The sequence below is a fragment of the Plantibacter sp. AC185 genome (assembly GCF_979258065.1).
Window position 1 is genome coordinate 2567787 of sequence record NZ_OZ409831.1, and the last position, 14751, is coordinate 2582537.

The following is a 14751-nucleotide window of genomic DNA, read 5'->3' on the forward strand; positions in this document are numbered from 1 at the left end:
GGCCCGGGGCGCGATCGCTATCCTTGGCCTCTACGACATCGCGCGTGCCCCGGAAATCTCTGTGGAACTGGTCCGCGGATCAACTCGGCGAATCCTGAGAAATCGTGTGCGCAGCAGCCGGAGGGGACGTGCTGCACGTGATGCGGCCCTTCACCGGGTGGGCGAACTCGGTGTGAGCTCGTCTGCATACGGCGAGATCGCTCGACCCGGGGGCAGTAGCGTCGCCGGGAGTGCCTTGAGCGCAGCGCGGAGTGCAGCATCGGGGTCACCAGCGTCTATTTGGTGGAGGGCCGGCATCCGGCGTCACGGCAGATGGTTCGAGCTTGCTGACTGAGATGACAGGTGCTCGCGAACAGTCATCTGGGCGTGTGCATGAAGTTTGGGCGCGCTGGTCGGCCAACTGGGCGGGTGCGCGATGAAGTCCGTCCCCGAGCGGATAGAGGTGCGGTTGAAGGATTCTGCCCGCAACCAGGTGCGTCCTGGCCGGGACAGAAGCAGCCCTGTGGTCGGGCTCAAAGGGATGGTGATGCGTTCGGCGTCCGCGATGCCGACGAACCCGAACGTGCGTGCAGGGACACCGCCGTGGGTCGTGAGTCGCGACGCACACACCCATGTGTCTGAGATCACGAGTGATGGGCGGTCGAATGAGATGACGCTCCACCTGTATTGCGCGAGCTCATGGCGGTACCGCGTCCAGCGTTCTGCTTCATTGCCGCCATAAGCGTAGGTGGGCTCGTCTAGGAGGGCGGCGAATGACACCGCGTGCGAGAGGTAGTCGGCGTGTGCGCGTTCGAAGAGCGGATGTTCTCGGAGGTGGGCTTGCTCGTCTGCAACGGTCGAGCTTGCGTACTGCATCATGACGGGGTGCCGCTGCAGGTGCAGCACGATCAGGCGTTCGAGTGTCTCGCGCTCGGCATCAGGGATGTCTGTATGTCCTTGCGATATGAGGCGTCTGATGATTGGCGCCGCGCGTTTCTCGAGGTCGGCCTGCGCGTTTTCGAAGGTGTCCGGATCGGGGACGATCAGTTCGGCACGATGCGCGTCACGACGGAAGGCGATGCTTTTCGTTGTTCCGGGCCGTTCGGCCGAGCCGTCGAGCGGAATGACTCGGAAGACACCGTCCTCTGCGAAGGGCGCGAGGAGAAATTGAGACAGGTAGTGATGGCGTCGTTTCACCATGGTGTTCCAAGAGTTGCGTGAAGCTGAGCCTCACGCTTCGAAGGGAGCTCCTTCATCTGGGGTGAGCCAGGCGAGGCAGTCCCTCGTCGCGCACCTCTTCGTGACTTTCGAGTTCGCGCACGATCATATTCCCTTGCATGGGAGTACTCAACCTTGGACTCGCGCATGGGTCGCAGCCAGTCGGGGAAGGTCGTTGCGCTAGTCGCGCGGGTTGTTGCTCGGGTGGGCCTCATGCCGGGTGAGGATCGCGAGGATGAGGGCGGCAACGGCGAAGAACGCCGCTGCGATGAGTGTCTTCGGCGCGACACCGATTGTCGAGTCGAACATCGCGAACGCCGAAAGGAGTCCGAAGACAGCCAGAGAGAGAAGTGAGAGACGTCGCATGAAGTAGGACGCTATCAGTCACGGCCATTCTGGCCGGAAGCGTCCACTCGAGGGATCGTGCGATCGCCCTGTTGGCTGAAACCGTTGAGATAACGCCTACTGCCGCCCCCCGGGATGGACTCATTCAGGGCTGGAGTCGAATGAAGGTTGACAAACATATTTGGTTCCTGTATCGTTGATCCATCGTCACTTTTCGGAGTGCGGTGAAGTCTCTCGCTCGGGCTGCGGCCACGGCGGGGTGAGACAGGGTTTGGACCCTGCTGCGGATCTGCTATTCGACAGTGCTCCCGTGAGGTTTCTGACCGAGGTCAGTTCGGAACGGTAGATGCGTGGTTGTCCAGATGACGCCTCTCATGCGTGTCATCCGACCGTTCGCCGAATGGTCCGCACTAAAGGACAATTACCCATGAGCACTGTCTCAAGCAATAGCAAGATCGCCACTGCGGCCGACACCGTACTGGTCGTCCCCCTCGATGACAGCCGGGAGCGTGACGGTTCCTGGGAGCTTCGCGTCCCACCGCAGAACGCGGCGGATAAGGCCATCAAGTACCTCCGAGATCAGCGTGACCTCGGACGCGTATACCTGGATGACGACGCCATCGAACAGATCTGCCGGTCAGCGGTCTCACCGGCCGACATTACAGGCGCGCCACTGCTGAAGCACCGCACAGAAAGCGGTTGGTTGTGGACGCTCGAGACTCGCATCTTCACCTCGCTCGCCAACGTGGCCTATGCCAATGACCGGATGCTCGGCACGGCGACCTATGACGCGGATCCGACGTCCCTGCCTACCTCGAACGCCCAGATCAGCATGCCCGCGTCGAGCGGCGCGGAGTCATCGCTTCGATACAGGGAAGACAATGGTGCGCTGCTGTCCGCGGCCGACAATAACTTCCGTGCTGTTCTCGCTGACAACCCGCAGGACGTCGGTGTGCGGCTCGTGGAACGTCCGATCACGTTGGTCGCGACTCGTCGAGCTGGAGACTCGAAGCTCGAGAACGGATTGGAGCTCACAGCGGTCGACGGGAACTGCAGACTCTCTTCAGCCTTTGCCCGACTGCACTTCCCGAGCGGCGTGCTCCCCCGACGCCAGCAGGATGCCCGATCGAGCCGTGAGATCCTCCCGTCGACACTCATGAACATGTCGTTTGTTGAACGACGCAAGTTCACCCGCGAACTCGTGAAGTGGTACTCGACGGAGCTGGTCGAGGCAACCTCGCTCGACAGGCGAAACCAAGCCGCAATGGCGTTGAACTCCCTCACTGTGCCGGCCGAGATCATCGTCGGCTACCAGGATGATCGCGACACGGACCAGACGCGGTTCTCATCCGCCGTTCGAGGACTGCTCCTGCGCATGAACGTGTCGGTGAAACCGTTCGAGGAAGGCTCGAAGAACGCAGTCATCGCCGAGGAGATTGCGGTGGGCCTGCAAGAAGCCAAAGAGATCTCCGCGGACCAGTTGCGTGTGCTCGTCGGACGAACCGACGTGGCGGCAAGCATGACCGCGTTGGGCCTCGAGCCGTCGCTGCCCGATCTGCGAGCTGCGGTCGTTGTGCGCGAACTGACCCGAAACGACCCGGCACGCAACGCTGTCCTGCGCGCCAAGATGAACGTGACAAAGATCTTCCTGAAGCATCGCAATGGGCCTGTCGCAGAACTCGCACTCCGTGGATACACCAACGCACTTCGCGACCCCGACGCTGCTCGTCCAACTGATCAGCTCGCACGGGTTCGGCAAGCGCTGGCCTCCTCCCCGCTCTGGCAGGATCTGACCACCGGACCGTGGGAAGTCACTAATGTCGACACGGACGAGAAGATTGACGATCTTGTTGCGTCCGCTCTCGCATCGCTGGGAGCCCCAACACCTGAGGCTCGGCTGATTGGTGTGCTCGCCCTCTTCGCGCTGACGACGACGGGCCACCTGCTCTCGCCTGGCGGGTCCGCAGAGACACAGGCCCAGGGGAAGGTCGACCGCAGCGCCGTCGGCTCTATCGTCGAGAAGTTGCTCAGCCTGCCATGGGGCATCACGTTGCTCGGAGATGCGATTAAGCGCGCCCGAGCCGGAAAGCGACTCCGCTTCTGGGACGAAGCTTCCGAGACGCTCGTAGACTTCGCAGAATCCAAGTCCATGTTCAACGCACGCCTGCGACAGCGAATCTACAACGGCGCTCTACCCGCCGTCGAGGAGACCGCGGAGGGGAAGCAAACTGCTGCGGCGGATCAGCTCTACGATCGAGTCCAGGTCGCCTTGGAGGCCATGAAATTTCTTCTCTCCGTGCGCGAAGCCGAACACATCACGGATCGGCTGCCACACGCGGATGCCCAGTCCTGCCTGCAAACTCTGGTAGAACTGCGCGATAACCTCGCCGCTATCACCGCGCCTCCAACGCTTTCATGAGCACCGTGATGAAGCCGGCACCCACGTGGGGTGGGGCCCTCGAGATGACGTCAGAACGTTATGAACACCTGGCGAGCCTTGCCGGAACGTGGTTGCTCGAGTCCCGCCCAGCGCCGGAGACTTTCGGGCAGGCTACGTGGCAGCGACCACGAGGGGATGAGGCCCGCGCGGTCTACATTGTGATCAACACCGACGGGAAGTGCTGCTACGTCGGACAGACCCGGCCACAGGGCAGGGGTGACGATGTCGCCGCGGTGCGGTTGCGTCAACACCTTCGCGAGCCATCCAAGCGCGAGCGTTGGTCGAGCTATTGGGTCATCCCGCTGCGCGCTGACACGCCCAACGCGACCATTGACCAGCTGGAGAAACGGGTTGCCCTCCGTCTAGGGGTTCCGGTGCGTCACAGGCGTTCATGGACAACACCGCCAGCGCCGACGCGGGCAACCCGGAGCTGATCGCGTGTCCAGCGGCTGGCTGCCTCGTGCAGCCAGCCGCTGGACGAAACGTCGAACTCGACCGCGACGTGCACCCGTTCTCCATCGGCTTCCAAGCCGGCCCCGAACTGCGATCCAGTCCGAACAACGAACACCCACTCTTCGCCTGCCTGGTCTCGGCGGCGCACTGGCACGAGAATCGTCGTCGGGGCTTAGCCCTGCCCAGCTGCGAAGTTCTGCGCGGCCTCGGCGGCGAACGAGCGCACGCACTAGATCGGCATGTGGCTCGTACAGCTGGCTTCCCGGGGTTAGGCGCAGGGATAGTCACCGCGGGTCGCTCTTCGATGGCAACCGTCTTGTTGGACCCGCATACAACCCTTCGACCCGCTGCTCACACCTCGACTGCTACTGCGAGCGGTCTGGTGAGTGGGGCTATCGACGGAGCCCGCCGAGATGTTGGGCAGCGGCGGGCAGTGCGTGGACAATGTTCCGAGTCGACAAGAGCCCGTCCTTGCCGGTGAGGTTCTCCCCGCAGAGGAAGCGGTGATTCGCGACATCTCCGCCGTCGTCTGGAGCGCTCTCGTCGATCAGGAGCAATCGAACCCGTAGAGGCTTCCAATGAGCTGGTGCTCGGCGTACCAGGGGTCTTCGGTCAGGCCTGAGGGCGAACGAGCAAAATTTTGCCGCCGGCGAGCACAACTGCCGTTAGCAGACCGATACCCGCCAGGGCTACGACGGTCTTCCTTGTCTCATCGGCCTGCTTCGCGTCATGGGCACGGCTGTCTTTCTGGCCGTCTGCCTCGATTGACCCTGTCTCGATCAGCTTCTCGTTGAGGAAACGGGAATGTTCTTCGCTGATATTCGGCTCCGCCAGTTGTGTCTTGATTGAGTCGCGAACATCGGTCATCGAGTTGTGCAGGCGCTCGCCACGGTTGTCCTCATTGGAGAGTGTTTCCTTGAACGTTCGCTCCGCAACGTTGACCGCGTCCGTCACGAACTTCTGAAAGCCGGGGATCTGCTCGATCAGTTTAATCCGGACCTCTTTGGCCATGTCGGGCATCGAGGCGGCGAAAGCCAACATCTTTTCCTTCGACATCTCGCGGAAGGAGTCGATCCCGAGCGCTTTCTTAACGGCCTCTTCGCTATTCAGGGTCACGCGAGCTCCATTCGTAAGGGCGGGGTGTGGTCGTGAGCCAACGGTACCGGTCTGACTTGAGAGCAGCGAGCCTTTCTCGGGCAACCGCGGCCCGCCTCTTAAGTCGTCGCAACTACCCTCTCTGCGTCGGCGAGTTCGCTTGGGAGTTTTGCTGAATCTCCACGTTACGGTCGGCGCCTTCGACAATCCGTTCGGTGTTCGATGATGCCGCACGTCACCACGCAGTCGGGGCAGTGCGTCGTCGACCCGTTCCAGTGGCGCTGGGAGAGGTGACGGTTCGGCGCTCATCGGTCGGGATTGCGCGTCGCTCACTGAGACCAGATGCCAGGTCACTAATCCTGGTTTCGCCGGTCTCGCCAGAGGGCCACGGTGATGGCGAACGGATCTGCTGGGCGTTCTCCGATGGAGGTCACGGCGCGAACCCATTCTTGATGTTGGGCTGCGGCGAGGTCTCCATCCGCTCGTGGCCTATCAAAGGGGTTGGCGCTCATGGCCCAGACAATGCGCGAGGTGTTGAAGTGCTCGGCGGTGAGCAGGAATCGCGGTCGCTCGGGTAGCTTCGGCACACTCGACCAGAGTGCGCTGTCCCCCGGCACGGAATCAAGGACGGCAGCAACATCGAATGGCGCATCGATCAGCTCGGAGATTCCGTCAAGTTGAGCTGCGGCGATGGCATCGAAGCCCGCTCCTCTGCGCTTCACCTCAACCGGCACCAGGGACCCATCACCCAGGAGAATCACGACATCTATTTCCGCGACAACGGTCCCGTCGCGGATAAATTCCACGCCGGGGTGTGCGCCAATGAGCCCGTAGTCGCCGAACAGGTCAACCAGCCACCGCAGAGCGAGGACGTGTCCGATTGCGTCGAGTTCGAGGCACCGGCGTACGACTTCGCCGAGGCGATACGAGAAGGTCAGGGTGTCGACGCGGAATGGTTGAGCGATAGTTCTGCCGCAGCCGGGACACACGTGCGGGGGCGCGAGTTCGTCGACGGGGACCCAGAACGATGCACGGCAGTGCACACAGTTCAGATCGACGCCCTTAACCAACAGTCGTCGATCAAGAGCCCAGGTGATCCACTTTTCGGTGGCCCTTTGGTCACCGATGCGGCTCCTGATCGCTGAAAACGAAAGGGTCCTGCCCTCGTGCGGGGGTGCAACCACTGGATCATCACGCCCGTGCGCGGTAGCCAACCGTTCGATTTCCGCCGGCGAATGGTCCGACTGACGTAGATCCGATTCGACGCGCTGCCACCGGTTCTTCCACCAGGACATGCCGCTGAGCTCGGCCAGCGAATACAGCATGGAAACGATCTCGGGGTGACTGAGGTAGTAGGCGTCGTGTACGTCACCCAGGGCGCGAAGTAAGGCCATCGCCGCGATGCCGGGTTGCGATGCACGCACCTCCAGGCCGCGGTCCTCGGCTGCCGCGCTCAGCATCGTCCATCCACTTGGCCACCGCACGTCGACGACGCCACTTCGGCGGGTAGGTACCTGTCGGAGGGCTGCTCCCCCGACCATGCCCGGCGAGAAGCGTCCCCGCAACGAGCCGAGCGACGGGACGGGTCGGTCGGGGACTTGGACGGCCGCTCGCAGCGACGGCATCCGGCCAGCCGCGCCAAGCACACGCCAATCTGCATCTGTCAGCGGCACAATACTTGCCGCTCCAGCCGACCAGGTCTGCACCGTGCGATGGCTTCTAGCCGGCGCGGACCCCAATCGGAGGAGCTCTGTCGGGTCAGCCACCTCGACTGCGGAGCTTTGAGCGGCAAGCTCCGACAGCTCCTCACGCCCGAGAGACGCGCTGGTGAGGTACAGATGACCACCAGACCAGCCGAAGAATGTTGTCACTCCGGGTTCGTGGAGCGTCCGAAGTGCCTCGGCAGTCAGGAACTGGCGAGGGACGCCAATGGGCATGGCTCGTGAGTCACCCCAAGCACCGCGGAGGTTCCAGAGCAGAGCGAAGTCGTTCACGTTGTTGTCGCTCATGACCACGATGATGTTCGGTCCAGCGGCTTGCGCAGTCGCCCATCGTTCAGGAACTGCGGATTGCCCGCCGAAGAACCCCGTGTTCGGGTCCTGCCCTGATCCGAGGAAGTAGGAACACATTTCACGCGGCGTCGCGGGTGCGCCCGTCCGCAATCGCGCGAGAAGGTCATCGAGACTACCGACAGCGCTCGTTCGCTCGATAGGGAGGACTTCATCGTGCCGGAACGGCTCAACGTTTGCCCGCTGGCAGAGGAGCTCATCGAGCTCATCGGGAACAGTACCGAGCACCCCCAAGTAGGCGAGACGCCAGGGGTCCCCGGGTGACAGGTCGACCACTTCAATCGGGCGGTACTCGTCGCGGCGTTTGTGCGCCGCGATCATCGCTGCGGGATAGTCCTGGACCCTATGCACGTCCTCGAGATATCGAGAGGCACCTGCTGCGTCGGGGAGCTCTCCGAGGACGCCGTCTACCTCGCCGTCAAGCGCTGCCTGCAGGAGATACTCGTCAGCAGCACCACCGGAAATCGGTACCAGAGGTGCGCCCGTGCCGCCCCACACCTGGCAGAGGAATGTCACTGTGTCAACAGCTTCCTCAACGGTCGACACCAACCTCAGGACGCGTTCTGGACGCAGATTGACGACGACCTCGTGTGCGTCGGACAACAGGTCGTCATCAAGCAACCCCTCCATCAACGCCCCCTCGGTACACCCGTGCCCGATCGGATCGCCGCACAGCCCCGGTGGTGCGGCCTGACGCACAGGTGACTGCAGGCTACAGCCACGAGGCCGATCTCGGCGTCAGGCGATCAGAGAATGGCGGCGACAGCCCGATCCCCGGCGGTGTTCCTTGAGTTGGAGTCGAACCCGGCGGACAACGTGAGGGCGCCTCGGTAACGGTTGCGATGCGAGAGGTGGCGGGCTCGTACCGGTCAGTTGGTGAGGGTGTTGTCCATGTGAGCACCGAGATATCCGACGGTCACGTAGCCGACGTCGGAGAAGGTATCCAGGAAGTATAGGCGGGGTGCCACACCAGTGAGGTTGGAGAGTTTCAGATGCGCCACCATGAGGGTTTTGCCGGCCGGGTCGACCTTCGTATGCACGGGCAGTGTGCGTTGAGTGCGGTACCGGTCGTTGTTCTTGACGGTCTCGCCCTCGGACCAGACGATCTTGCCGATCTGCACGCGGTGGGTGTGATCCTTTTGGTGCGTGACGAAGTGGCTGAGCGATTGCTCGAAGGCTCCGTCTTTTCGGGCACGAGCGTAGGTGTCGAAGGTCACCAGGGCATCCCACGTCTTCATCACCGCTGCTTGACCAAGAACGGTGTGCTCGTCCAACTCGAGTGCGTCTTCAATGTCTCCGGTGAAGCTGACCCCAGTGAGCTCTTTCACCCGGTCGAGCAGCTCAGCGAAGGTCCCGGGGTATTCCTTCGGGGCCTCTTCATCGGCGAAGGACCAGGCCGCCATTGCGCCTTCCGCGCCAAGGTCGGCAAGTTTGCGACGCAGGTATTCCACCTCACGGGAGAGCGCTCCGGCTTCCGCTCGTGCGCTGGTGAGCAGCGCGTAGTGTTCGTCGTTTTCGGCTTGGACTCCGTCGAGCAGGTCCTCGGCCGCCGCCGCGCGTCGAGCGAGAGCCTTGTTCTCTTTGAGCCCCTTAGTGACCTCGCTTTCTGCGAATTCCGCGAGTGCTCTCCAGACAGCGGCTTCGTCCTCGACGGGTTGCTCGGCAGAGACGGGCTCATGCAGCGCGGCGAACGGTTGAAGGCGTTCCTTGCGCAAGAATTCGTAGTCGACCTCTCGGAGGACGTCCGGGATGCGCAAAGCGTTGAGGCGCTTCAGTTGAGCGTTGCGGAGAATACGCCGGATACGTGGTTCAGGGGATTCGCGGAGCGTTGATGCGTGGAGGAGGCGATGCTTGAACGCATCTTGCGGGTCCGTCAGGTCGACGCCGGGAAGGAAGGTGCGCATGGCCCCGGGGGAGATCCAGTGGCCGGCCCCGCCGTATTGACGGTTGAAGACGCTGCGGGCTTCCGGAGTGAGCGCGTAGCCGATCCCCATGCCCTGAATCTGACCGGCGAGCTTCGTGATCTTGTCGGCCCATTCATTTGCGTCGACACCATCGGGTGTCGCAGTGACGAATACCGCACCCATGCGTCCCGAGTCCGCGAGGATGTGCGCCAGCTCCTCCACATGGCTCTGACTCGCGATGACCTGAAAGTCGGAGAGCGGCTCAGCGGCCCCATCGCTCATATTGACGGTGTTGAGGATGTCTCGCACGAAGGTCGGACGCCCGCTCGGCTGTACCTCCTCGACTTCGCGACCGAGGTGGTTGGTCCAGACGAGCGTTGGCGACTCGACGTCGACCCACAGCCAGAGCTTGTTCTCGGCGAGGGCAAGAGTGACATTGGTCACGCCGGTGCGCGACGTGTCGAGATTCTCGTACCACTTGGGAGGCGGCCAGTCCTCGACCAGCGTCCAACGTTTCGCGCTGATGCTGCCGTCGGCGCTGGCGTAGCTAGTGGCTGCGAGTGTGGCGCCGGTCGGGTGTGTCAGCATTCCGGAGGTCGGAAGCTCGGAGTAGCCCTTCTTCGCGGTGGCCCAGCCGTCCAGTGCGTTGATGATGTCGTTGAGATTGTCCTCGGACGGATCTGCAGTCAATATCGTGCGGTAACCAATGGCCATCAGCGCTTCTCCCCGATGAGTCTGTGTGCGTCTTCATCGTAGAGGGGGCTCGCAGCGTCCCAGGGAACTACAACTAGGGGTCGTTGTCGTGCCGTAGGTCAGGGCGATTTGAAATGGCCCCGGTTGGATCGAAGTGCGGCGCGCGCTTCGCTCGCCGACACGTGGCGGCTTGATACGCGCTGCCACAGCTTGTAGAGCTCGCGGGTATCGATTACCGTGCCCTGGTGTTGGTTTGCGAATGAGTCCACGTCTTCGGATCGACCTTGCAGGACCGGAGGGCGTTGCGACGGATCAAGGCTTGTGAATGTGTTCACGATGTACCAAAGAGCGTCCGGGCTGCGTCTCTCGGCAATCGCGAAAGGTACTGCGGCACTGCCGATCTGCAGCAGGTCGTTGGACTTTGCGGCCTTTCCGTACCCTTTGACTTCGACCAGCGCCGTCCAAGTGCCATCCATGACGCGTAGGTCTTCGCGTTTGGCACCTTTGTGCTGTGGTAGTTGGTCAGCGTCGACTACATCAAACCCGAGCGCGGTCAGAGCCCTCATTACGCTGCGAACGAGCTCATCTCCGGACGCCACGAGTAGTTCTCGATCCTGGTCACCAGTGAGTTCCGCGGCCTCGACGGCAAGGAGGAGATCACGGCGCTGCTGGGCGATGTTTGCTTGTCGAGCATCTTCATCCACGTCGAAGGTCTTGAGATCTGATCGAGCCTTCCGTTCCGTTGAAGAAGCCCACTCGTCTGAGCGCGACCACTCTGCCGATTCCGGAAATAACGTCGCTGCGCTCCGGCGCCAACGTGCGCACGCGAATCGGAGCCAATCGACCAGATACGATCGCGCGCTCTGGGGCAGCCAGAGGACTGACTCGTCGAATCGGGTTCCCGCCTCTGCCTCAAAGATCGCAGCGAGCACCATTGGATCTGTAAGTCGTTCCTGCAACAGTGGGAGCGCGTTGCGTGTGGGGTGCACTGGGAGTCGCACGCCGCGGTACAGCTGACGGGAGTCGGGGACGCAACTCAGACGAACGAGGTGGGCGATGCCCTGCTCTTCCGCAAAATCTGTGACATCAAGCCGACGCGCTGGTTGCAACTGCGTTAAAGCCTTCGAGAACGGCATCGTGCCGAAGCTCCGGCCGGATTCGACTATTCGACCACCTTGACCGGGCTCAGAGACCTCGGGCTCCCTCATGAACACGATACGTCGAGGGATCTCCGTGGACGAGAAGTACTCTTCGTCGGTGTGGATGAGTACGTCGTGTTCTTCAGGGTGGAACTGTTCGTCTGGGCCAAGGCGCGAGATGCTTCCACAGAGCGGCGCGATGGCCGCCATTTCTTCGTCAGTCAGACCTCGGACCAGCACTCGCGGGTACGCAACAGCTTCGAAGAAGTCGCTCAACATACGTCCAATCGCTGTCCAATGCTCGTCGCTCAGTGTACGTGTGAGGCGTTTTCGCTCGGGTGGTCGGCTACAGTTCGACTAAGTGGAAGCGCGTTCTGCGATCTGATGGAGCACGCCGACAGTAGTCGTGTGGTGCTCGGCCGTGAAGGAATAATAGCCAACTACCAAGTCGGCCTATCAATCGAAACTGGTCTGCCGTGGCAGTGCGACCAGGTCTTTCGAACGACGGCACTTGCGCTAGTCACGTGCCTGCTGTTGCATGACAGCTACCTGGCTTGAAGCCAGATAGCGAAAGCTCTGCGGGGGCTCGAGGCGAAGGAGCGACCTGAGCCGCGCTAGCGACAGGGGGTTCGGCCAAGCGTTGGGGCGTTCGACCTCAAGGATGGTGGACGACGTGGCGCCGAGGAGGTATGCCTCCAAAGCAGCACGATCGATCACAATCTTGCTGGCGTACTGGCCCCAGACCTCTTTTGGGTCGATTTGAACAGCGCGGCGTAGGGTTACGGTTCCGAGGACAGCGCGTTCAGGGGAGCTGGAGTACAAGAAGATTTCGGTTCCCTCAGGAACGGAGGGGAACCGCCGGCGAACCTCGGCCGTTTTCCTGCCATCCAAGATCGCACGCGCGAAGGCTGGCTTGATTGAGAGCAACAGTGCGCGACTCAACGGCCGTCCCATCCCGGCTGAGTGCGTAGGAGGGCGTCGAATGCCTGTGGCGTTGCTGCGCGCGTGGTCATGAGTGATGTGGTCAGCCCGTGAGCCCGGAGTATCGAGTACAAGGTCGTCCGCCCGACCGGCACCTCGAACGTTTGTGTGTCTTCGAAATGCAGGACAAGGACCTTCCCTCGATGTGAGTAGTTTTCGATCTCGTGGGCGCGAAGCGTGCCGAGGGAGCGGTAGTTTGTCACAGCCTCGTCGACTGGGAGTACTTCTGCGCCTACGACCCTGGACTGCGCGACGATGGCGCGAACGGCCGTTGGTTCTGGCGATCCCGGGTCCTTCGTGACGTACCAAAGCACCCGAGAAGGTGGGGCCCAGGACCTAATTGTAGGAGACGCGAAGTACACGAACTCACGGGCGAAGCCGAGCGTGCGTTGGTCTCTGACCGTGATGAGCGTCGGGTTGAATCCGAGAAGTTCACGGGCGTAACGAGGCTGAATAGGCACGATCCAGCTTGGGATCTGACGGTCGAGCAGGATCTGGGGCCAGTGCGTGCGCTCGTATTCAGCGACATCAGCTGGGTCAGTGATGTGGGAGACTTCTGCCTCCGATGGATGTGCGGCCAACATCGTCGTCGGCGGCGAGCCGGCAAGTCCATCTCGTTCGAGCGCCCTTTGGAGAATCGGGTCGAGCATCGGGTCGGTGATCGTAAGCGACGTCAAACCGCGCGCCAGCGCCAGAGAGCGCAGGTATCGCACCAGTTGGAACGAGATGGTTTCGCCGAGGTATCCGCGAGCGACTCGCATTACCGGCACGACGAGGCCCTCTGAATCGACCTCAGTGGCGAGTAGCGCCCATTCACGGTCGCGATCGTCCACGAGCACCTCGACCTGCGCGGTTGCTGGCGCCGCGAGGGCGGCCTGCAGGGCGCGCTTGAGATGGGATGCCTTCTCCCGGCGCCCTGAGTTCACAAACCGTTCGGAAACCTCGTGAAGGTCGACGGGCAAAGGGACCCAGGACAGGCCGACAGACTCCAGGTGTCCGGATCGGAATGTGGTGGGCGCGCTCGGCGGAATGAACCGGCGGATCAAGTCGACCGGGCGCACGACCTCGATTCCGTAGGCGGGTTGTATCCAGTCGGTCGTCGCATTGATGAGGTTAACGTCGCGGGTGACGAAGTAGTCTGCTCCGGCCAGGATGGCATCCGCGAGATGTCTTGCGTCGTCCTGGAGGCTCCGGTCACGAGCGAGAAGTTCGGCCGGCATCAGCCGCTCCAGTTCCTTCGCCGTTGCTCGCATGCCGGACTCCCGTCTCAACGTGACGAGGCCGTCGAGACGTTGCTGAACGTGTTCTCGTTCTCCCGGGTCGAGCTGCTTGACGTCAGCGGTGACTTCGGGCGAGATTGCGAGCTCCAACACGTCTACGAGCCAGTCTGCGCCCAGTCCGAGCGATTCAGGACGATCGGGACGAGGCATCGCCTCGCTTGCGAAGAGATCGATGATGACGTTCGTGTCGAGCACGGCGAGCGGATTCGCAGAGTCATAGAGAGCGGCCTCGAAGAGATCGAGTTGCCCTATACGACGCGCCCAGATAGTCAAAATCGAGCCTTTGGCAGCCCGTCCCGGGCGCTGACCCACTGGCGCCATGTCGAGCGCTCTCCAGAAACCGTCGATGTCGTAGTCCTCACGACAATGCGCAGTCATCATCGTGCGCCCGGGATTGGCCGCGATCACTGCATCGATCATGGTCTTTGCCAACCCAGTACCTCGTGCTGCAGCATCCACGCAGACATGAACTAGCTTGAGCTGTTGCTGGCGCGGGGTGCCGAACAGAACATATCCCGAGACCTCGCCCTCGATCACGCCGACCATGAGGTGGTCAGTGGCAGCAGCTTCTTCAAACGCGGCGTACGGAAGAAGACCCAGCGTCGCTTTGTTGCTCCGATGAAGCTCAATCACCCGACCGTAGTCCGAGTCGAACGTCAGCGAGCCCACGCAGCACCACCGCACCTCGAGGAGTTGCTCCCGACGAACGTCTCCGGCTTCGTTTCGTTTACTTGCACCTGGCACCTGAGTCCCCCCACCCACGTCGCTCATCGAGGAAACGCCGTCCGAGCGTTCAACACGCCGAGGCCTCGTTACAACCCGAATCTAGCGCCAAGGCTCAACTCACCTGACCATGTCGTGTGACCGCCGGCTTGAGTAATTCCAACGCCTCCGTCGAGGGTGGTCGCTGTGATCGCCTCCGTGACCCTGCATCACTGCGCAAGGCGCCACCAGATGACCCCATACCTGCCCCAAATCCGCGGAACTACGCGGACTTGTTCAGAGCGACACTTTATTTGGACAACCGCGGCGACACTTTATTTGGCAGTCCGCTCGCTCACTGGGCGTTGGGCGACACTTTGCGTGGCCGTTCACATTCGGAGCGACACTTCGCGTCCGCGTTCACAGGAGGGTATCGGCGCCGCGCGAGGCGGC

The 14751-nt window shown here is 62.1% G+C and carries 8 protein-coding genes; 1 reads left to right on the forward strand and 7 read right to left on the reverse strand.

Annotated features, from left to right (window positions below):
- Positions 1-303: 303 nt before the first annotated feature.
- Both ACZZZB_RS12215 and ACZZZB_RS12220 read right to left on the reverse strand, forming a co-directional pair.
- Positions 304-1179: a DUF4238 domain-containing protein gene (locus ACZZZB_RS12215; RefSeq protein WP_463529808.1), complete on the reverse strand. Its 876-nt coding sequence runs from the start codon at positions 1177-1179 to the stop codon at positions 304-306.
- A 198-nt stretch (positions 1180-1377) separates the two neighbouring features.
- Positions 1378-1506 (reverse strand): hypothetical protein, encoded by a 129-nt coding sequence (locus tag ACZZZB_RS12220; RefSeq protein WP_463529809.1) that lies wholly within the window; start codon positions 1504-1506, stop codon positions 1378-1380.
- A gap of 463 nt (positions 1507-1969) precedes the next feature.
- On the opposite strand from ACZZZB_RS12220, the gene ACZZZB_RS12225 reads away from it, so the two are divergent.
- On the forward strand, positions 1970-3961 hold the full coding sequence (locus tag ACZZZB_RS12225) for a hypothetical protein (RefSeq protein WP_463529810.1): 1992 nt from the start codon (positions 1970-1972) through the stop codon (positions 3959-3961).
- Positions 3962-5047: 1086 nt separating this feature from the next.
- Here the strand turns inward: ACZZZB_RS12225 and ACZZZB_RS12230 are convergent.
- The 5 genes from ACZZZB_RS12230 to ACZZZB_RS12250 all read right to left on the reverse strand — a co-directional run bounded on the left by ACZZZB_RS12230 (position 5048) and on the right by ACZZZB_RS12250 (position 14265).
- Positions 5048-5551 (reverse strand): hypothetical protein, encoded by a 504-nt coding sequence (locus tag ACZZZB_RS12230; protein WP_463529811.1) that lies wholly within the window; start codon positions 5549-5551, stop codon positions 5048-5050.
- Between the two features lie 332 nt (positions 5552-5883).
- Positions 5884-8229, reverse strand: coding sequence for a hypothetical protein (locus tag ACZZZB_RS12235; RefSeq protein WP_463529812.1), 2346 nt, complete (start codon positions 8227-8229; stop codon positions 5884-5886).
- Positions 8230-8468: 239 nt separating this feature from the next.
- Positions 8469-10217: a hypothetical protein gene (locus ACZZZB_RS12240; protein WP_463529813.1), complete on the reverse strand. Its 1749-nt coding sequence runs from the start codon at positions 10215-10217 to the stop codon at positions 8469-8471.
- Between the two features lie 98 nt (positions 10218-10315).
- On the reverse strand, positions 10316-11614 hold the full coding sequence (locus ACZZZB_RS12245; RefSeq protein WP_463529814.1) for a hypothetical protein: 1299 nt from the start codon (positions 11612-11614) through the stop codon (positions 10316-10318).
- Positions 11615-12273: 659 nt separating this feature from the next.
- Positions 12274-14265, reverse strand: coding sequence for a GNAT family N-acetyltransferase (locus ACZZZB_RS12250; RefSeq protein ID WP_463529815.1), 1992 nt, complete (start codon positions 14263-14265; stop codon positions 12274-12276).
- Positions 14266-14751 lie beyond the last annotated feature (486 nt).

Bases quoted from the DNA above. Each gene is read 5' to 3' on its own strand.
- ACZZZB_RS12240 (WP_463529813.1), bottom strand. From the start codon at position 10,217: ATGGCCATTGGTTACCGCACGATATTGACTGCAGATCCGTCCGAGGAC.
- ACZZZB_RS12220 (WP_463529809.1), bottom strand. From the start codon at position 1,506: ATGTTCGACTCGACAATCGGTGTCGCGCCGAAGACACTCATCGCAGCG.
- ACZZZB_RS12215 (WP_463529808.1), bottom strand. From the start codon at position 1,179: ATGGTGAAACGACGCCATCACTACCTGTCTCAATTTCTCCTCGCGCCC.
- ACZZZB_RS12245 (WP_463529814.1), bottom strand. From the start codon at position 11,614: ATGTTGAGCGACTTCTTCGAAGCTGTTGCGTACCCGCGAGTGCTGGTC.
- ACZZZB_RS12225 (WP_463529810.1), top strand. From the start codon at position 1,970: ATGAGCACTGTCTCAAGCAATAGCAAGATCGCCACTGCGGCCGACACC.
- ACZZZB_RS12235 (WP_463529812.1), bottom strand. From the start codon at position 8,229: ATGGAGGGGTTGCTTGATGACGACCTGTTGTCCGACGCACACGAGGTC.